The sequence below is a fragment of the Nonomuraea sp. NPDC050556 genome (assembly GCF_044457355.1).
Taxonomy (GTDB): domain Bacteria; phylum Actinomycetota; class Actinomycetes; order Streptosporangiales; family Streptosporangiaceae; genus Nonomuraea.
Genome location: NZ_JBITGU010000003.1, coordinates 217,444 through 236,543 on the forward strand (window position 1 = coordinate 217,444; position 19,100 = coordinate 236,543).

At 68.6% G+C, this 19,100-nt stretch carries 17 protein-coding genes; 12 read left to right on the plus strand and 5 right to left on the minus strand.

The genetic code is table 11. The features are described from left to right. The first annotated feature begins 92 nt into the window (after nt 1–92). From ACIBG8_RS30125 to ACIBG8_RS30135, 3 genes are all read left to right on the plus strand, one after another. Nucleotides 93–1,058, plus strand: a complete 966-nt coding sequence (locus ACIBG8_RS30125) for a hydroxyacid dehydrogenase (RefSeq protein WP_397346386.1) — start codon at nt 93–95, stop codon at nt 1,056–1,058. Between the two features lie 4 nt (nt 1,059–1,062). Then, nucleotides 1,063–1,875 (plus strand): AraC family transcriptional regulator, encoded by an 813-nt coding sequence (locus ACIBG8_RS30130; protein ID WP_397346387.1) that lies wholly within the window; start codon nt 1,063–1,065, stop codon nt 1,873–1,875. Nucleotides 1,876–1,942: 67 nt separating this feature from the next. Next, nucleotides 1,943–3,328 carry a polysaccharide lyase 6 family protein gene (locus ACIBG8_RS30135; protein WP_397346388.1) on the plus strand — a complete coding sequence of 462 codons (1,386 nt, stop codon included), beginning with the start codon at nt 1,943–1,945 and terminating at the stop codon, nt 3,326–3,328. Between the two features lie 2 nt (nt 3,329–3,330). Here ACIBG8_RS30135 and ACIBG8_RS30140 read toward each other — a convergent pair whose 3' ends face one another. Further along, nucleotides 3,331–5,874 carry a glycosyl hydrolase family 18 protein gene (locus tag ACIBG8_RS30140; protein ID WP_397346389.1) on the minus strand — a complete coding sequence of 848 codons (2,544 nt, stop codon included), beginning with the start codon at nt 5,872–5,874 and terminating at the stop codon, nt 3,331–3,333. A 108-nt stretch (nt 5,875–5,982) separates the two neighbouring features. Here ACIBG8_RS30140 and ACIBG8_RS30145 point away from each other — a divergent pair, with 108 nt between their 5' ends. Beyond that, nucleotides 5,983–7,176: an amidohydrolase gene (locus tag ACIBG8_RS30145; protein WP_397346390.1), complete on the plus strand. Its 1,194-nt coding sequence runs from the start codon at nt 5,983–5,985 to the stop codon at nt 7,174–7,176. A 103-nt stretch (nt 7,177–7,279) separates the two neighbouring features. Then, nucleotides 7,280–8,314: a PrsW family intramembrane metalloprotease gene (locus ACIBG8_RS30150; protein ID WP_397346391.1), complete on the plus strand. Its 1,035-nt coding sequence runs from the start codon at nt 7,280–7,282 to the stop codon at nt 8,312–8,314. A gap of 530 nt (nt 8,315–8,844) precedes the next feature. On the opposite strand, the gene ACIBG8_RS30155 is transcribed toward ACIBG8_RS30150, so the two are convergent. Then, nucleotides 8,845–10,158, minus strand: a complete 1,314-nt coding sequence (locus ACIBG8_RS30155) for an MFS transporter (RefSeq protein WP_397346392.1) — start codon at nt 10,156–10,158, stop codon at nt 8,845–8,847. A 706-nt stretch (nt 10,159–10,864) separates the two neighbouring features. Between ACIBG8_RS30155 and ACIBG8_RS30160 the strand changes: the two genes are divergently transcribed. The 3 genes from ACIBG8_RS30160 (at nt 10,865) to ACIBG8_RS30170 (ending at nt 13,770) form a co-directional block, all read left to right on the plus strand. Next, complete coding sequence (locus ACIBG8_RS30160) at nt 10,865–11,386, plus strand: winged helix-turn-helix transcriptional regulator (RefSeq protein WP_397346393.1); 522 nt, start codon at nt 10,865–10,867, stop codon at nt 11,384–11,386. A 345-nt stretch (nt 11,387–11,731) separates the two neighbouring features. Continuing rightward, nucleotides 11,732–12,358, plus strand: a complete 627-nt coding sequence (locus tag ACIBG8_RS30165; RefSeq protein WP_397346394.1) for a pyridoxamine 5'-phosphate oxidase family protein — start codon at nt 11,732–11,734, stop codon at nt 12,356–12,358. Nucleotides 12,359–13,011: 653 nt separating this feature from the next. Continuing rightward, nucleotides 13,012–13,770 carry a GNAT family N-acetyltransferase gene (locus tag ACIBG8_RS30170; protein ID WP_397346395.1) on the plus strand — a complete coding sequence of 253 codons (759 nt, stop codon included), beginning with the start codon at nt 13,012–13,014 and terminating at the stop codon, nt 13,768–13,770. A 1,011-nt stretch (nt 13,771–14,781) separates the two neighbouring features. Here the strand turns inward: ACIBG8_RS30170 and ACIBG8_RS30175 are convergent. After that, nucleotides 14,782–15,042: an RICIN domain-containing protein gene (locus tag ACIBG8_RS30175; protein ID WP_397347801.1), complete on the minus strand. Its 261-nt coding sequence runs from the start codon at nt 15,040–15,042 to the stop codon at nt 14,782–14,784. Between the two features lie 275 nt (nt 15,043–15,317). Here ACIBG8_RS30175 and ACIBG8_RS30180 point away from each other — a divergent pair, with 275 nt between their 5' ends. Genes ACIBG8_RS30180 through ACIBG8_RS30195 form a run of 4 tightly spaced genes read left to right on the plus strand, consistent with a single transcriptional unit; the run spans nt 15,318 to nt 17,386 of the window. Beyond that, nucleotides 15,318–15,728, plus strand: coding sequence for a hypothetical protein (locus ACIBG8_RS30180; RefSeq protein ID WP_397346396.1), 411 nt, complete (start codon nt 15,318–15,320; stop codon nt 15,726–15,728). A 16-nt stretch (nt 15,729–15,744) separates the two neighbouring features. After that, a complete protein-coding gene (locus tag ACIBG8_RS30185; RefSeq protein WP_397346398.1) occupies nt 15,745–16,323 on the plus strand; it encodes a TetR/AcrR family transcriptional regulator in 579 nt (192 codons plus the stop codon). Between the two features lie 2 nt (nt 16,324–16,325). After that, entirely contained in the window at nt 16,326–17,069 is a 744-nt protein-coding gene (locus ACIBG8_RS30190) for an SDR family NAD(P)-dependent oxidoreductase (protein ID WP_397346399.1), read from the plus strand. 53 nt (nt 17,070–17,122) lie between these two features. Further along, nucleotides 17,123–17,386, plus strand: a complete 264-nt coding sequence (locus tag ACIBG8_RS30195; protein ID WP_397346400.1) for a hypothetical protein — start codon at nt 17,123–17,125, stop codon at nt 17,384–17,386. On the opposite strand, the gene ACIBG8_RS30200 is transcribed toward ACIBG8_RS30195, so the two are convergent. Both ACIBG8_RS30200 and ACIBG8_RS30205 read right to left on the minus strand, forming a co-directional pair. Continuing rightward, on the minus strand, nt 17,371–18,015 hold the full coding sequence (locus tag ACIBG8_RS30200; RefSeq protein ID WP_397346401.1) for a response regulator: 645 nt from the start codon (nt 18,013–18,015) through the stop codon (nt 17,371–17,373). The two genes, ACIBG8_RS30195 and ACIBG8_RS30200, sit on opposite strands and share 16 nt — an antisense overlap. Next, nucleotides 18,006–19,094, minus strand: a complete 1,089-nt coding sequence (locus tag ACIBG8_RS30205; RefSeq protein ID WP_397346402.1) for a sensor histidine kinase — start codon at nt 19,092–19,094, stop codon at nt 18,006–18,008. Before ACIBG8_RS30205 ends, ACIBG8_RS30200 begins: the two co-directional genes overlap by 10 nt. Nucleotides 19,095–19,100: the final 6 nt, after the last annotated feature.

Genomic DNA, 19,100 nt, shown 5'->3' on the forward strand with positions numbered 1-19,100 from the left:
GGTCAATGCTCCGATGACTGAAACATCACCGATGTGGTTGTTCTGTAGTGCGGCAGGATAGCCGGACATACATCGGATGAAATGAGTGAGCGATGCTTAACGCACTGTTGGTCATGGAGGCGCGCCGCCGGGCGGACGTCTACCCGGAGACGGTCCTTGAAAGGCTTGCTGACCTGGTCGAATGGCAGTCACCGCCGCTGACGCGGGAGGAGCTGGCCGCCGATCCCGGCGTGCTGGGCGAGGTCGAGATCCTGCTCACCGGGTGGGGTCCGCCCGTGCTCGACGAGCACCTGCTGAGCCATGCCCCGCGGCTGCGCGCGGTGCTGGTCGCGGCCGGTTCCGTGCGCTCGATCACCACGCCGGAGTTCTGGGCGAGGGAGATCCCGATCGTCTCGGCCGCCTCGGCGAACGCGATCCCGGTGGCCGAGTTCACGCTGGCGCAGATCCTGCTGGCGCTGAAGCAGTTCCACCGGATCTCCCGCGAGATCAAGGAGCAGGGGCGCTACCCCGACGAGCCGCAGGTCGCCGGGGCCTACGGCGCGCGGGTGGGTTTGCTCGGCCTGGGCGAGATCGGCCGCCTGGTGGCCGCCCACCTGCGCAACTTCGACGTGGAGGTGGTCTGGTCCGACCCGTACGCGGACGGCGGCGTATCCCTGGACGAGCTCTTCGCGACCTGCGACGTCGTCAGCCTGCACGCCCCGCTCCTGCCGCAGACCGAGGGCCTGGTGAACGGCGCGCTGGTGGAGACCATGCGCACCGGCGCCACCCTGATCAACACCGCCCGCGGCGCCGTCGTCGACGAGCCGTCCGTCGTCGAGGTCCTGCGCGCGCGGCCCGACCTGACCGCCGTCCTCGACGTCACCTGGCCGGAGCCGCCCCCCTCAGGCTCCCCGCTGTACGGCCTGCAGAACGTGGTGCTGACGCCGCACCTGGCCGGCGCGATGGGCGCCGAGCGGGCCAGGATGGGCGAGCTGGTCCTGGCCGAGGTCGGCCGCCTGGCCGCCGGTCAGCCGTTCGAGCACGCCGTGGACCCCGCCCAGGCGAACCTGCGGGCGTGACGCCATGGACCCGGCGCTCAGGGAGCATCTCAGGCGGCTCGACCTCGACCTGCTGATGGCCGGCCACGCCGACCCCGTCCCCGCCGACTGGGGCCGTACGGCGCGGACCGACGGCTACAGCAGGCTCTACCTGATCCTCGGCGGCGAGGGCACGATCACGCTGGACGGCGTGGAGTACCTGCCGGGGCCAGGCCAGCTCTACTTCCTGCCCGCCGGGTCCGCGCTGGCCTTCGCCAGCTCGAAGGAGCGCCCGCTGCGCAAGTACTGGGCGAACTTCACCGCCACCGTGGGCGACCACGACCTGGCCTCCCTCGTCACCCTGCCGCGGGTGGTGGAGGTGGACGATCTGCCCGCCGTACAGGAGATGTTCGTGAGGTTGCTGGCGGCGGGCAAGGGCGCCACGCAGGTCACCGGGCCGCTGCGCCAGCGGGCGATCCTCATGGAGCTGACCGCCTACCTCGTGGACCACGCGCCGCTCGGCTCGCTGAAGCCGCTGAGCGAGGGGCCGGGGCGGATCCTGGAGTACATCGACGCGCACCTGGGCGAGGTGCTCACGGTCGGGCGGCTGGCCGAGGTCTTCCACTACAACCCGACGTACTTCATCACCTACTTCGCCCAGCTCTTCGGGGTTTCCCCCAACCAGTACATCCGGCAGTTGCGCGTCGAGCGGGTCAAGCAGGCGCTGATCCACTCGGAGCTGAAGATCGAGGAGATCGCCGGGACGGTCGGGTGGGAGGCCGCCTACCTCTCGCGCGTCTTCCGCCAGGTGACCTCGCTGACGCCGACCCGCTACCGGGCCTTGCACCGGGCCTCCTGAGGATCGTCCTAGGATGGCCCGAGTTTTGGCCATGCCCTTCGGAATGCGCTTTCCCTACGTTTCGCCTATGAAGCGATTAGCAGCCCTCATCGCGGCGGCCGTCCTGCCGCTGTCCGCCTTCGTCTCCACCGGTGGCGAACGGCTGGTGACGAACCTGGCCGAGCTCAACGCGGCGGTCGGTACGGCCGACACGATCGTGATGGCCGACGGCACCTGGCAGGACACCGTCATCGAGCTCGCTGCTCCAGGCCCGCTGACGCTCAGGGCGCAGACCCCGGGCAAGGTGCTGCTGACCGGCCAGTCCTCGCTGGCGCTGAACAGCCCGAACCTGACGGTGAGCGGCCTGACCTTCACGCAGGGGCAGGCGCCGGCTGGCAAGGGCTCGGTGATCGCGTTCAACAGCGACTACGGCAGGGTCACCGACACCTCCGTCGTCGGCTTCAACCCGGCCGACCCGGCCACGCCGTACTACTGGGTCTACTTCAAGGGCGGCCACAACCGCTTCGACCACGGCCTGCTCGAAGGCAAGAGCCACCAGGAGCCGCTGGTCGGCAACGACCGCGGCCTGGCCGCCAAGTACAACGCGGTCGACCACAGCCGCTTCGCCAACGTCCCCAACATCGGGCGCAACGGTATGGAGGCGCTGCGGATCTGGGGTTACGGTCAGTGGGCCGAGGAGGGCGCAGAAGAGGGCGCCTACTTCACCATCGAGCACAACACCTTCGAGCACGTGGACGGCGACGACGAGATCATCTCGCTGAAGTCCAATCACAACACGGTGCGCTTCAACACGATCAAGGCGTCGAGCGGCGGCCTGGTGCTGCGTTACGGCAACTACAACACGGTCGAGTACAACGTCATCCTGGGCGAGCGCTACCCGGCCAGCGAGGGCATCCGCGTCAGCGGCGACCACCACACCATCCGCGGCAACTACGTCGCGGGAGTGTCCGGCTACGGGCTCAAGGTCACCAGCGGCGAGCACATGTTCGACGCCAACCACCAGCTCGACTACCTGACGCCCGGCTTCGTGCCGCAGAAGAACCCGCTCACGCCGTGGGGCTACCTCTTCCACTACGGCCAGGTGACCGACAGCACGTTCACCGGCAACGTCTTCGCCGACAACGCCAAGGCCGACATGCACCTCGGCTGGTTCTACAAGAACCACTGGCCCGGCTACCAGATGGTGCTGCTGCCCGAGCGGAACACCTTCACCGGCAACCTCAGCTACAAGCCCGAGGGCGGGACGGCGGTCATCACGTCCGTACAGGAGACGACGGCGCCGCTGGACAAGTTCACCTTCGCGCCGAACACCTTCCGAGGCAACGTAGTGTACGGCGGGACCCTGGACGTGCACGCGCCGAACACCACCACCGGGTTCGTCGTCATCCCGGCCAGGAGCCAGGCGCCGACCCCGCCGTCCACGACGGCGGAGTCGGGCCCGAGCTACCGGTAGTCCTACTTCAGCCCTGCGTCGAGCGCGGTGGTCAGGGTGCCGGGATCGCCGGACATCTCCCAGATCATCGCGCCGAGCAGGCCCTTGCTCTTCAGCCAGGCCGTCTTCTTGCCGATGGACCACACGTCGTCGAAGGTCCACCACTGCGAGCCGGTGTAGCAGAACGTCGCCACGGCCTGCTCGTCGTGCCTGACCGTGCAGCCGGGGACGGAGGCGATCAGGTTGCTGTATCCCCTGGTCCCCGCTTCCTCGGCGAACTGGCCCGGTGCGGCGCCGGTGGCCGACTGCCACTCGCCGAACTTGCCGCCGTCAGCCACGCCCTGCCAGCCGCGGCCGTAGTAGGCCAGGCCGATGGTCAGCTTGCGCGGATTGACGCCGGCCTGGAGGTAGACGTTGATCGCGTTCTCCACGCTGAAGTGGAAGTTGTACGGATCATCCGTGTCGGCGTACAGGTTGCCCTGGTGGCCGGTGCGGTTGGGCTCCCACGAGTTGTCGCTGCCGGCGCCGTGGAAGTCGTAGCCCTGCACATTAAAGATGTCCAGATATTTCGCGACTTCGGGAAGGTCGTAACCGGCCGCGATCTTGGCGGGGTCCGCCGGGGTGAACGCGGTGAGCTGGTAGCGCTTGCCCGTGGTGACGGTCAGCGCGTCGAGCTGGCGGCGGAACTCGGCCATGAGCAGGGTGTTGTTGGCCTTGTCCGCCGGGCTGACGTGGTTGCCCGCGTGCCCCTCGGCGCCCGGCCACTCCCAGTCGAGGTCGATGCCGTCGAAGATCCCGGCAGCGGTGCCCGGACCGCCGAACCCGTTGTAGACGGGCAGGTTGCCCTTGATGTAGACGTCGATGCAGGAGCTGACGAACTTCTTGCGCGCCGCGTCGGTGGCCGCCACGTCGGAGAAGTACTTGGAGTACGTCCAGCCGCCGATCGAGATCAGCACCTTGAGGTTCGGGTACTTCGCCTTGAGCTTCTTGAGCTGGTTGTAGTTGCCCTGCAGCTTGTCCCAGCCGCTGTCGGCCACGCCGTCCACGGACTGGCCCGCGCTGAACGGCCTGCCGTAGTCGGCCTCGGCGTCACCGGCGCCGTCGCCCTGGCTGGGGTCCTGCGGGTTGGACGTGGTGCCCTTGGTGACACCCTGCAGGCAGGTCAGGTTGACCGGGTCGATGTTGGCGAAGGCGTAGTTGATGTGGGTGAGCTTGGCTGCCGCGCCCGTCGTGTCCATGTTCTTGACGAAGTACTGGCGGCCGTAGATGCCCCACTGCACGAAATATCCGACGCGCGCGTAGCCGGTTTCCACGATGTCCGACGTGGTGACCTGGACGGCGGTGCTTGCGGCGGACATGTTGTCGTAGAGGTCGCGAGCTTTCACCGTGAAGGTGTACGCGGTTGAGGGCGACAGGCCGGTGACCGTGGCGGTCGTGCCGGTGACTGTCGCGGCCAGCGTCGCGCCGTTATATACGTCGTACGAGGCGATGCCGGTGTTGTCGGTCGAGGCGTTCCAGGCCAGCGTCACGGTGGAGCTGGTCTTGGCGGTGCTCCGTACATTGCCGGGAACGCTCGGCGCCTGGGTGTCGTCGGACGGGTTGTTGGTCTTGACCGTCAGCGGCGCGGAGGCGGGGGACAGCGTGCCCTTACGGTCCTTGGCCTTGACGGTGAAGGTGTAGGAGGTGTTCGGCGTCAGGCCGGTGACCGTGGCCGTGGTGCCGGTGACCTCGGTGCCGTTGGACAGGACGTAGCCGGTGATCGGCAGGCTGCCCGGGGTGGCCGCGTCCCAGGCCAGGGAGACGGTCTTGGTGGTCTTCACCGGTGAGCGCAGGTTTCCCGGCGCTCCAGGCGGGGCGTCGGGGGAGCCGTCGCAGTTCACGTCGTTGAGGCGGCAGCTCGTCGGTTCTGCTCCTGCCGTACTCACCGTGAAGGACGGGGAGTAGGGCTCGGTCGTGCCGTTGGCGCGCACGGTGGTGTTGTAGTGGACCGGGCTCAGGGTCACGGTCCGCCCGCTCTGGGTGAGCGAGCCGTTCTGGGCATTGGAGGCGGTGACGCCCGCGGGCAGGTCGAAGACGACCGACCAGCCGTTGAGCGCGGTCGCCGTGTTGTTGGCGATCACGAACGAGGCGCTGGTGCCGCTCACGTTGTAGGTGGCGGTGTAGGGGGCGGGCGGGGGTGGCTCGCCGCCCGATCCGTCGCAGTTCGCGCCGTTGATGGTGCACGACGTCGGCTGTACGGCCGAGCTGAGCGTGACGGTCGGGCTGTAGGGCTCGGTGTTGCGGCCCGCCTGGATGGTGGCGATGTAGTAGGCGGGGGTCAGGGTCACTTTCGTGCCCGTCTGGCGGATCGTGGCGTTCTGCGGGTTCGAGGCGGTGACTCCGGCGGGGAGCTCGAAGACGAGCGACCAGCTCGTCACGGCTGCCGTGCCGGGGTTGCTGACGACGAACTTTCCTGTGGTTCCGGTCAGGCTGAACGTCGCGAGGAGTCGCGAGGCTGCCTGTGCCGGGACGGTGCCGAGGGCGATGATCACGAGGATGGCGACCAGGGGGGTGACTAGCCGGCGCACGTGGAAAGCCTTTCTTTTAAGAAGGTTTCCTAAGAATTAGATGGATCGTACGCCCCGGTCGCGATCTCCGCTAGACGACTTCTTTCCGTTGACCGATAGGTTGAAGGGATGAATATCGCTATTACCAGGGGATATGTCGTACCCGTCGACGGCGAGCCGATCCAGAACGGCACCGTACTCATCCAGGACGGGAAGATCGTCGCAGTCGGCGCCGACGTGGCGGTGCCCGAGGGTGTGGACGTCGTCGACGCGGCGGGCGGCTGGGTGCTGCCCGGCTTCGTCGAGGCGCACGGCCACCTCGGCGTGCACGAGGAGGCCGAAGGCTGGGCCGGCCAGGACACCAACGAGATGACCGACCCCAACGGCGCCCGGCTGCGCGCCCTCGACGCGATCAACCCCGCCGACCTGGGGTTCACCGACGCGCTGTCCGGCGGCGTCACCACCGCCGTCATCAAGCCCGGCTCGGGCAACCCCATCGGCGGCCAGACCGTCGCCGTCAAGTGCTGGGGCAGGACGGTCGAGGAGATGCTGCTCAAGGAGCCGGTCAGCGTCAAGAGCGCGCTCGGCGAGAACCCCAAGCGTGTGTACGGTGACCAGAAGAAGCTGCCCTCCACCCGCCAGGGCGTGGCCGCCGTGATCCGCGACGCGTTCCGCAAGGCGCAGGACTACAAGGACAAGATCGCTCGCGGCGACCAGGTCGATCGGGACGGCACGCTGGAAATCCTGGTGAAGGTGCTCGACGGCGAGCTGCCCTGGTGCCAGCACACCCACCGCGCCGACGACATCGCCACCGCCCTCCGCCTCGCCGACGAGTTCGGCTACAAGGTGATCATCAACCACGGCACCGAGGGCCACCTGCTCGCCGACATCCTGGCCGAGCGCCAGATCCCGGTGATCATCGGCCCGCTGTTCACCACCCGGTCGAAGGTCGAGCTGCGCCAGCGCTCGCTCCGCAACCCGGGCATCCTGGCCAGGGCGGGCGTGGAGCTGGCCATCACCACCGACCACCCGGTGATCCCCATCCACTTCCTCGTCCACCAGGCCACCCTGGCCGTGAAGGAAGGCCTTGACCGCGACGAGGCGCTGCGCACCATCACCGTCAACCCGGCCAGGATCATGGGCCTGGACGACCGGGTCGGCGCGCTCAAGCCAGGCCTCGACGGCGACGTGGTCATCTGGTCCGGCGACCCCCTCGACGTGATGAGCCGCGCCCTGCGCGTGTTCGTCGACGGCCGCGAGGTCTACACCTTCAACGACGCCACCGGCGAGGGCGACGTCGCCGACCCCTACTACCGCGAGTAGCTTCGCAAGTGGCTTCAAGCGGGCGTCAACCCGGCGCGCGCACAGTGGGCGCATGGCAACAACGGTTCGGCCGCAGGTCCTTGCGCCGCGGCCTAGTGTCACATTGATCATCGTCCTGGTCGTGTCGGGGCTGTGCGCGCTGCTCACGCTGGCCGGGGTGGTGCTGTCCGGCAGCCTGGCGGGCGCCGGCCTGTCGGCGCTGCTGGGCGTCGCGCCGGTGCCCGTGCTCCTGGCCGGCGTGCTCGCGCTCGACCGGCTGGAGCCGGAGCCGCGGCTCAACCTCGTGGTGACCTTCGTGTGGGGTGCGGGCGCCGCCGTCCTGCTGGCCATCGTGGGGCAGCTGATCGGCGGGGCGTTCTTCGCGTCGCTCGGGTACGGCACGCAGGCCGTCCAAGGGGTGAGCATGATCGTCCTGGCGCCGCTCACCGAGGAGGCGTTCAAGGGGGCGATCCTGCTCCTCCTGCTGCGGCGGCGCACCGAGATCGACGGGCTGACCGACGGGATCATCTACGCGGCGATGTCCGCCATCGGGTTCGCCACGATGGAGAACGTCCTCTATTACCTGCAGTCGTTCCAGGCGGGCGGGGCCGGAGGGGCGGCGCAGACGTTCCTCCTCAGAGGGGTGATCGACCCGCTGGGGCACCCGATCTACACGAGCATGCTGGGGATCGGCATCGCTTATGCGGTGACGCGGCGGGGGGCTTGGCGGTTCGTGGCGATCCCGCTGGGGTATGCGGGGGCGGTGTTCCTGCACGGCTTCTGGAACGGGATGGCGTTTCTCAACTCACTGCCCGGGCTGGCGCTGTCTTACGTGGTGGTGCTCGTGGCAGGTGGTTGCCTGGTGGCGGTGACCGTACGGGAACGTCAGGTGCTGGTATCCCGCATCAGCCATTACCTGCCTGGGTACGGCGTAGCCCCCCAGGACGTCACGATGCTGGGTTCCCTGCGCTCCCGCAGGGAGGCCCGCCGGTGGGCACGGCGAGCGGGGGTGGGACGGCAGATGGCCGACTTCCAGCAGGCGGCGACGGAGCTGGCGATGCTCCACCAGCGAACCGAACGCGAACACCTCGACCCGCGAACATTCACCGAAGAGCGCGACGCGTTACTGGCCGCCATGAACACCACCCACACCTGGTAACCCCCTGCTTGCTATCGCCCCCAAAACCTTTCAGCGGCCTCCACCCCTCCGGAGGCCGCTTTTCGGCGACCTCCACCCCTTCTCCCTTTACGACCGCACCTTTTCAGCGACCTCACCTCTTCGAGACCCCGCCCTGCGGTGGCCTTCACCTCTTCGGGAGACCTTGCCTCTCAGCGACCTGGCCCCAAGGAGACCTCGCCATCTCGCCCTATGGCGACCTTCACCCATCAGGGACCTTCACCCATCAGGGACCTTCACCCATCAGGGACCTTCACCCCTCAGGGACCTTCACCCCTCAGGGACCTTCACCCCTCAGGGACCTTCACCCCTCAGGGGCCTCGCCTCTTGGCGACCTTCGCCCCTCCGCAACCGTGAGCTGCCCCCTGGCACCTCGCCCCCTCGCAGGCCCGGAGACCCTGCTTCTCTGCCTCTAAAGGGACGCCCGCATACAGACCTGGCGCGCACGCAGAAGGACAGAAACCCCTCCGAAGAGAAGCACCCCACCCAAGCCACCAAGAGACGACAACGCATCACGCCCGAACAACAAGGACCACGACAGCCGCAACCCCCGTAAGCGCCATGCACCCAATCACCGCGACCATCGTCCCCACACCCACCCCCGCAGACCCGACCACCGCCGCCACCCCCGCAGCCCCCAACGACGACCCCACATACCGCGCCGTATTGTTCGCCCCCGACCCCATGCTCCCCCGATGCGCAGGCACACTCTCGATCGCCAAATGCGTGATCGACGAGTTGATCAACCCAGCCCCCGCCCCACTGACCACCAACCCACCCACCAAAACCCCAAGCGACAACCCAGCACCCCCAGCAGTCACCAACCCCAGATAACCCACCGCACTGAGCAGAAACCCAACCGCCAACCGCCCCCCACTACGCACCCGCACATACCGAGCCAACAACGAGCTCACAAACGAAACCCCCGACCAAACCCCAAGCAACAACCCCGTCCCCAACGCCGACATCCCCTGCGCAAGCTGCAAAACCGTAGGCAGATAACTCAACAACCCAATAACCGCAGCCCCCACCACCAACGCCCCACCCGTGGCCACAAGAAACAACGGCCGCCGAAAAAGCCCCAGATCAATCAACGGCTCAGCCCGCCGTACCTCAACACCCACGAAAGCCACCAGCAACACCACAGCCACAACAAACGCCACAACCACCACAGGACGCCCCCACCCAGCCCGCCCCTCAGTAACCCCCGCGACCAACGCCGCCAGCCCCAACCCGAGCAGAACCACCCCAGGAACGTCGAACGTACGCCGCCGTACGGCCCGCGACTCATCCAGCACCCGCCCCGCGACGACCCCCAGCACCAGCGCCGCGACAGCCACGAGCCAATACGCGGCCCGCCACCCGGAAACAGCAGCCAGCAGCCCGGAGACCACCGGCCCCACCATCGTCCCCAGCCCGATCATCGCCCCATAGCGGGCAGTCGCCCGCACACGCTCCGCCCCAGCCGGATAAACCTGCCCAACGATCCCAAGGCTCGACGCCAACACCGCCGCACTGGCAGCCCCTTGGAGGACCCGCGCAACAACCAGCATCAGCACATTCCCCGCGACAGCCGCCAGCACACTGGCAGCCGCCAACACCACCGCCCCACCCACCAGCACCCGCCTACGCCCGTAGTCATCAGCGAGCGCCCCCGCGATAAGGAGCAGCGCAGCCAGCCCAAGCGCGATCCCACCCAGAATCCATACAGGACCGGATGGCCCAGCCCCCAGCGCCCGAGCCGTCTCAGGCAACGTCACCATCGGCAGCGTGTAGTTGGCCAGCACAAGCAGGGGAGCGGCCGACGTCACCGCAAGCGTCCGCACGTTTCCTCCAGAGTTCGTTCAATGAACCGACCCGCACGCTACCACGGTTCAGTGAACGAACCATCCCCGCACGCTCCCGCACCCCGCACCCCACGCGCCCCCGCATCGCCACACCCCGCGCACCCCCACGCCCCACGTGCCCGCGCATCGCCATGCGCCCGCGCATCGCCACACCTCCGCATGCCGCCACGCCCCGCACGCCCCCGCGCTCCCGCGCTCCCGCGCTCCACGTGCCTGCGCGTCGCCACACCTCCGCGCGCCCCCGCGCCCGCGCGTCGCCACGCCCCGCATGCCGCCACGCCTAGCACGCCGACACGCCCCGCACGCTCCTGCGCTCCACGCCCCGCGCGCCCCCGCGCCCGCGCGCCCGCGCATCGCCACGCCTCGCACGTCGCCACGCCTCGCACGTCGCCACGCCTCGCACGTCGCCACGCCTCGCACGTCGCCACGCCTCGCACGTCGCCACGCCCCGCACGCTCCTGCGCTCCACGCCCCTGCGCCCCGCGCCCGCGCCGCCGCACCCCGCGCGCTCCACGGGCCTGTGCATCGCCACACATCCGTGCGCCCCCGCGCCTCCGCACGCCGCCATGAATCACTGAATGAAGCGGCTCGGAGCGTCACCGTGGATCCGAATGCTGTGACGGTTCAGTGAGTGAACCGGCTTCGGGTGGCTGTCATGGTTCAGTGAATGAACTATGGTGGGGTTATGGCGCTCGGTAAGAACTACGACGGCCAGGAGTGTTCGCTGGCCAAAGCCCTGGAGATCATCGGCGAGCGCTGGACCCTGCTCGTTGTCCGTGACGCGATGTATGGTGTGCGGCGCTTCGGTGACTTTCAGGCGCACCTCGACATCCCCAGGGCGGTCCTGTCGCAGCGTCTCGCCGCGCTCGTCGACGCCGGGGTGCTTGAGCGCCGCCGCTATCAGGAATCGCCGCCGCGCGACGAATATGTCCTCACGCCCATGGGGCGTGAGCTCTGGGGCATTGTCCTGTCGCTGTCGCACTGGGGTGAGCGCCACCTCACGTCCGCCGGTCCGCGACGCGTGTTCACTCATGCCGCCTGCGGGACCGTGCTCGAGCCCTCCTCCCGCTGCCCGACGTGTCAGGTGCAGGTGCCGGTCGGAGATGTGGAGGTACGGCCTGGCCCGGGCCTTGAGCGTTCCCGTCATGACCAGGTGAGTCTCGCGCTCCTTGAGCCCCATCGGATGCTCACGCCGATTTCTGTGTAGCCAGGGTTTTGACCCTTCCCGCCACGACCGGGGGCTTCGCGGCCCACCGGATGCTCACGTCGAGCTCGGGCACAGCCGAAGCCTCTAGCGTGCTCCCTACGACCAGGTGAGTGCCGCGCTTCTTGAGCCGCCCCGGATTCTCGCGGTGCTCTCAGTTGGCCTGGGGCCGCGAGTCTCCTGCGACGACCGGGTGAGTGTCGTGCTTCTTGAGTCGCTCCCGATGCTCGTGACGATCTCGGCATTGCCTGAGGTCTCGAGCGTCCCTGCTGCAGCCCGGTGAGTGTCGTGCTCTTCGGGCCCCACCGGATGCTCGCGCTGATTCTCGTATAGTCAAGAATGGGTCTCATGACATGGGTGGAAGTTGACTCTGAGGCCGAGTTGCGTGAACTCCTCGGCGAGGTCATGCCGCGTGCGGCGACCAAGGATCGGCCCCGGCTGCTGCAGCCCGATCGTGACTGGCTGGCAGCCTCGCCGTTCTGCCTGATCGCCACGTCGGCGCCCGACGGCACCTGCGATGTGTCGCCGAAGGGGGATCCGGCTGGGTTCACGTACGTCATCGACGACACGACCATCGCGATTCCCGACCGGCCGGGGAACCGGCGTGCGGACGGGTTCCACAACATCCTCGCCAATCCGCACGTGGGGTTGATCTATGTGATCCCGGGGCGGGGGGAGACGTTGCGTATCAACGGGCGGGCGCGGCTGGTGCGGGAGGCGCCGTTCTTTGACGCGATGGTGGTGAAGGGGCATCGGCCGCAGTTGGCGCTGGTGGTGGAGGTCGAGCAGATCTTCTTCCATTGCGCCAAGGCGTTCATGCGGTCGGGGTTGTGGAAGCCGGAGTCGTGGAATCCGGACGCGCTGCCTTCGCACGCCAAGCTGGTGAAGAGCGTGCAGGAGATCGAGGAGTCCGTCGACGACCTGGAGCGGTATTACTCGGCTTCCAATTACGAATCCAAGCTCTACAACGCCTGACACCCCGCACCACCAGTCACGCCGTCATGCTTCTCGCGATGGTGTGTACCTCGGCATGCCGTCCACTCCGCGCCGCTATGGCGCACAACGGCTCGTCCTCGAGAGGAGCTGTTTGCGGCCTCGGGTGGTGTGACGGGTTGGTGGGGCCGTGCGGGCGGTTGGAGCACACCAGGTCAGTCAGGGGTCGGGCTGGTTGCGTGGGGCTGCGCGGGTGTAGGGCGGGTTGGAGCAACATCGGGCTGGTCGGGGGTTTGCAGGGCGGGTGGGAGCAACACCGGGTCGGCTAGGGGTTGTGCGAGCTGCGCGGGGCGGGTGCAGGGCGGGTTGCGGGGCACGCCGGGTTGGTCAGGGGTTGTGTGGGTTCGGTGCGGGGCGGGTTGTGCATCGGGTCGGCTAGGGGCGTGCGGACTACGTGGGGTTGTGTGGGTTCGGTGCGGGGCGGGTTGTGCACCGGATCGGCCAGGGTTGCGCGGACCGCGTGGGGTCGCGCGGGTTCGGTGCAGGGTGGGTTGCACACCGGGGTCGGCCACTCGAGGTCGGCGACCCGGGGGCGGCCGTGCGGGGGCGGCGACCCGGAGGCGGCCGTGCGGGGGTGGTGGGGTGGGGGGGAATCTTGGGTGCGGAATGGGGGGAAAGCTGGTGGAATACCGGGAATGGACGTGCTGCAGGCCTATGACGAGCAGATCCGGACCCGCGTGCTTCCTCCGCGGACCTTCGAGCAGGTCGGTCCTCTCCTACGTGTTACCAGGCTGAGTGGTTCCGGCTTCATCACCTATCGCGACCTGGCAGGCATGGATGGCGATGCTCTCGATGCGCTCATCGCCGCTGAGTGTGACCACTTCGCGGCGATCGGGGAGGAGGTCGAGTGGAAGCTGCATGGGCACGATCTTCCTGAGGATCTTGGTGATCGGCTCAAGGCGGCCGGGTTCGTGGCTGAGGAGCGGGAGACCGTGATGATCGGCGAGGTTGCCAAGCTTGCCGGTGACGTGGTGCTGCCTGCGGGGGTGGCGTTGCGGGAGGCGGTCAGTCTTGAGGACTGGGCTCGGGTTCAGGCTTTTGAGGAGTCGATCTGGGGGCTGGGGCTTGGTGCGGTCTTTCGGGGGCTTTGGGAGGAGAAGGTGGCGGGGGGTGATCCGGTGGTGATGCTCATGGTTGAGGCGGGGGGCGAGGTGGTGTGTGCGTCGTGGATGCGGCTGCATCAGGGGACTGACTTCGTGTCGTTGTGGGGTGGGTCGACGTTGCCTGCTTGGCGAGGGCGTGGGATCTATCGGGCGACTGTCGTTGATCGGGCGAACCGGGCGGGCGGGTATCGGTACTTGCAGGTCGATGCCTCGGATGAGAGTCGGCCGATCTTGGCCAGGTTGGGGTTTGAGTCTGTGACCACTACCACGCCGTACGTCTTCCGGCCTTAGGGGTAGGTCGCGGGGGATGGCGGGAGTGGGACGGTCTTGTGGGGAGCGGCAGAGCGGGCGCGGGTAGGGCAGAGGGCTGGGCGACGTCTGAAGGCGGCGGCGCGCAGGAGTGGGCGGCTGGGCCATGTCCTGTGGGGGGCAGGAGTGGGGTGGGTGGCCGGGCGGCGTCCTGTGGGTGGCGCGCGGAAGTGGGTGTGCCCGGTCGAGGGTGGGCGCGCCGGTCGAGGGAGGTGGCGCTGGTTGAGGGGAGCGGTGCCAGTGGAGGGGAGTGGCGCTGGTTGAGGGGAGCGGCGCCGGTAGGCGGGTCGTACGCGCGTCTAACGACGCACCCCCTCTGGCGACCTTCGCGCCTGGAGCCGCGATCCACCATCGGCCGCTCGGCCCACCCAAGGGCTGGGCCACAGGAGGGGCGATGGGCGGGCCACGCAAAGGGTGGGCCGCACGAAGGGTGGGCCACGTGTGGGGCGGTGGGCCGCACGAAGGGTGGGCCATGTGAGGGGCGGCGGGCCACACGGAGGTGGCACGACGCGGCGCGGTGCGGGCGTCGAACCGTGATATGTCAGGCGGCTGGGGTCGGGCCGCTGGGGAAGCGGAGCACGTTACGTCCGCTGTACGCCCGCAGATCCACAACCTTGGGATCCGATGCGGCTGGCCGGTGGCGGTCGCGGGATCGGATGTCGCGGACCTTGTGCCGTGCGATGTGTGGCGGCACTACCACAAGCCTTTTCACCTAGAGCCCCCGGCGTGATGTTTCTGTTACATATGTTATCTACAGATGTCCCCGTAAGATCTGTGTAAGCAGTATTTCAGTACGGGAGTTTCCGCCCCGACGGCGACCTCAGGTCCAGCCCTGAACCCTGCGCCGGCCGCCCCTTGAGCGGCTTCTTGACGATCCTGATGCGCTTCATCCGGTCCACCCCCTCTCCACTGCACTGTGCGCCGCCTCGCTTGACGGCGACTTGGCGCGCAGTTGCAACGTAGTCCGGCCTTTCCGCAGCGTTCAACGCATTTCTACGCCCTCAGCCACGCCTGCTCAGCCGTCGTCTTGCACGGCCACTGGATCGCGTACTTCCCGGCCCGAGCCTCTCCATGTCCGATGGCCAGGCACATTCCGGTCTTCCTGTTCTGGAACCGCTGCAGATCGTCGTAGACCCACTCCTGCTCCAGCCCCCCGTCCGTGCACGGCCACTGGATGGCCGCCTTCCCCTTGCGCGCCTCCCCGTGGGCGATGGCCAGGCACATCCCGGTCTTGGCGTTGACGAGCCGATGGATCCCGGTAGATCCACTTCTGTGACTTGCTGGCGATGCACGGCCACTGGATGACCCGCTTGCCCGCCTTGACCTCGCCCTTGCCGACGGCGAGGCACATCTCGGAGGCGCCGTTCATGAACCTCGTCCCAGCGGACGCGGAGGCGGGGGTGGCGAATAACGCCAGGACACTCAGAGCGACGACGAAGATCTTCATGCATGGAGAGATGCTCGAAGCCGAGAAAAGGTTGTTACACGGCTGAGAAGTCGTCGCGGGATTGGCCTGCGAGCTTGTGGCCATGCGAAAGATTCTCACCGTCACCCTGGTCACGGCCTCCCTGGCCGCCGCCTTCACGGCCGAGGCCGGAGCCGCCACCCGCCGCTGCGCCTACGACCCGAACAAGGTCGAGTACGCCGACGACGCCAAGATCGCGGCCAAGCAGCACAGAAGCTACTGCCGCTACCAGCTCATCGGCAGGAACGGCGCCTGGACCGCCAAGGGCCGCGCCTGGATCGACCTGCGCAACGGCGACGTGCACTCGCGCAAACCGGCGGCCGTCCAGCTCCGCCGCTACCGGGACCTCGGCCTCTGGAACCCCAACGCCATCGAGTACGCCGACAGCGCCAGTAGAGCGCTGAAGCAGTTCAAGACCTGGTTCGCCAAGGGCTACATCACTCCCAACGGAAATTGGACCGATCGTTCTCATTAGTGCTAGCGTGACGGGTATGGCAAGGACGAAGGAGTTCGATCCGGACACCGCCCTGCAGGCCGCGCTGGAGCTGTTCCAGGCGCGCGGCTACGAGGCGACGTCCATGGCGGATCTGGTGGAGCACCTGGGGGTCGCCAAGGCCTCGATGTACGCCACCTTCGGCTCCAAGCACGACCTCTACCTGAAGGCCCTGCAGCGCTACCTCGACGCGCGGCCCGACCCGCTGGCGATGTTGTCGCAGCCTGGCCCCGCGCTGCCCGCCGTCCGCGCGCTGGTCAGGCTCTATGCCGAAGAGGCCGCCAACGACGTGGAGCAGCTCGGCTGCTTCGTGGTGAACACCGCGATCGAGCTCGCCCCGCACGACCGGGCGGCGGCGCGAGCCGTACAGCAGGCGTGGGACCGGCTGGAGACGGCGATCATCTCGGCCCTGGTCCGCGCGGCGGCCCAGGGCGAGCTGCCCGCCGGGCGTGATCCTTACGCGCTGGGCCGGTTGCTGCTCACGGTGCTGCAGGGCATCAGGGTCCTTGCCAAGGGTGGACCTGATCCGGTCAGGATCAGGGAAGCGGCCGAGCAAGCACTAGAACGATTGGTCTAGAAATGCGCTTTGAGAACAAGGTTGTGCTGGTCACCGGAGGCAGCTCGGGCATCGGCCGGGCGGCCGCCCAGGCGTTCGCCAAGGAGGGCGCCACCGTGGTCGTCGCCGGGCGCGGCGAGGAGCAGCTGGCCGAGACTGTCGCGCTCATCGGCGGCGGCGCGAGCTGGGTGAGAGCCGACGTGTCCAGCGACCAGGACGTCGCCAGGCTGGTCGGCACCGTGGTTGACCGGCACGGCGGCCTCGACGTGGCCTTCAACAACGCGGGCATCTTCGCAGGAGGCACCGTGGACGGGCTCGACCCGGCCGACTGGGAGCGGCTGATGGCGGTCAACGTGACCGGGGTGTGGCTGTCGATGAAGCATGAGATCGCCCATATGCGGGGGCATGGGGGAGGGGTCATCGTGAACACCGCCTCCAACATCGGCGCGCACCGCCGCCTGCCCGGCCTCGGCGCCTACGCGGCGTCCAAGGCCGCCGTCAGCGCGCTGACCAGGGCCGCCGCGCTCGACCACATCGGCGACGGGATAAGGATCAACGCCGTCAGCCCCGGCCCTGCCGACACCCCGATGTCGATGCGGCCGGGGGAGACGGTCGGCGAGCGTGACGAGCGGATGAAGTCGGCCAGCCCGATCGGCCGCGTCGCGTCGCTGGAGGAGGTCGCGGCGGCCGTCCTCTACCTGGCCTCGGAGGAGTCCGGGTACGCCGTGGGCATGGACATGGTCCTCGACGGCGGGGCATCAGCCTGAAAATGGTGATTTGTTGGGGAACCCGATACGGCTGATCGGGTACCTCCCCACACATGGCTATGTGTGAAGTGTGTGGGAACGACTACGACATGTCCTTCGAGGTGCACGCGCAGGGCGCGGTCCACACCTTCGACTCCTTCCAGTGCGCGATCCAGGCGATGGCCCCGATCTGCGAGCACTGCGGGGCGAAGGTGATCGGCCACGGCGTCGAGGTCGACCGCCGCTGGTTCTGCTGCGCCCACTGCGCCCGCCAGGAGGGCGCGACCGCGATCGTGGACCGCGTAATGGCCGGAGTGCCCCTTCAGCCGTCCAGGTAACGCAGGATGGCCAGGACGCGGCGGTTGTAGTCCCCGTCCTGCGGAATGTCGAGCTTGTCGAAGATGGCGTTCACGTGCTTCTCGACCGTGCTCAACGACACGTGCAGCCGTACGGCTGTCGCCGGATTGCTCAGCCCCTGCGCCAGGTGTTCCAGCACCTGGCGCTCGCGCGAGCTCAGCAGCGCCAGCGGATCCACATGCGTGGTGCGCGCCAGCAACTGCCTGACGACCTCGGGATCGAGCGCCGTGCCACCGGACCGCACCCGCTCCAGGGCGTCGAGGAAGTCGGCCACCTCAGACACCCGGTCCTTCAGCAGGTACCCGAGCCCCTCGCTCGCGCCTGCCAGCAGCTTGGCCGCGTACGTCTTCTCCACGTACTGCGACAACACCAGCACGCCCACCGACGGCCACCGCTCCCGGATCTCCAGCGCGGCACGCAGGCCCTCGTCGGTGTGGGTGGGCGGCATCCGCACGTCCACGACCGCGACGTCCGGCCGGTCGGCGGCGACGGCCGCGAGCAGGGCGGGAGCGTCGCCCACCGCGGCCACCACGGAATGCCCAGCGTCCTCGAGCAGCCGGGTGAGCCCGGCCCGCAGCAGCACCGCGTCGTCGGCCAGGATCAGCCGCACGGCAGCCTCGCCGTGACCGTCGTCGGCCCGCCGGGAGGGCTGACCACCTCGAACCCGCCGTCGAGCGCCAGCACCCGCCTGGCCAGCCCGGACAGCCCGCCGCCCGCTGGGTCGGCGCCGCCGGTGCCGTCGTCGGAGACCGCCACGCTCACCTCACCGTCCTGCTCGGAGACGACCACCAGGATGTCACGCGCGCCCGCGTGCTTGACCGCGTTGGTGATCGCCTCGCGCGCCACGAAGTAGAGCGCCGTCTCGACCGTCGAGCCTGGCCGCGCGGTCAGGCGGTAGTGCAGGGTCACCGGGACGGGCGACCGCTCGGCGACCCCTTCGAGCGCCGACCGCAGCCCGAGCTCGTCCAGCGCCGTCGGGTAGACGCGCCACGCCACGCTGCGCAGCTCGTCGAGGAGCTGCCGCGACTCCGCGTAGGCCTGGTCGACGAGGTCGGTGTCGCCCGGTTTGTGCCTGGCCCTGCCGAGCAGCATGGCCAGGGCGACGCCGCGCTGCTGCACCCCGTCGTGCAGGTCGCGCTCGATGCGCCGCCGCTCGTCGTCGACCGCGCGCACGATGCCCGAGCGGGTGTCGGTGAGTTCGGCGATGCGCCGACGCATCCGCTCGCCCGCGCTCGGCCCGAGGAAGTGCCCGGCCAGCCGCCGCTCGACGGCCACGACGGCCAGGCACCACAACACGGTCATCGTGGCGAGTACGGCTCCGCAGGTCAGCCCGAGCGCCCACCCGCTGGTGGTCAGCCGTACGCCGGGCAGGTCCAGCGAGGCGGGGCGCGCGTCGCCGAACACCATCGCCCACAGCCCGCCGCCGACGAAGAGCGCCGTCAGGAAGAGCAGCGTCACGAGCACGTACCCGCCGACCACCCCGGCGACCGCGCGCAGCCCCAGGTAACCGAGCCCGCCCCGCCAGGCCTCCGTCTCGTGACCGAACCACCGCAGCAGCCGCGCCCGCTCGGCCGCGACCATCCGCCCGGCCCACCTGCGCCTGTACGGCCAGGCCACGGCGAGCAGCACCAGCTCCGCCACACCCGTAGCGAAGCCGATCAGCACTCCGACGAGCCGCTTAGCCACCACGGCGGG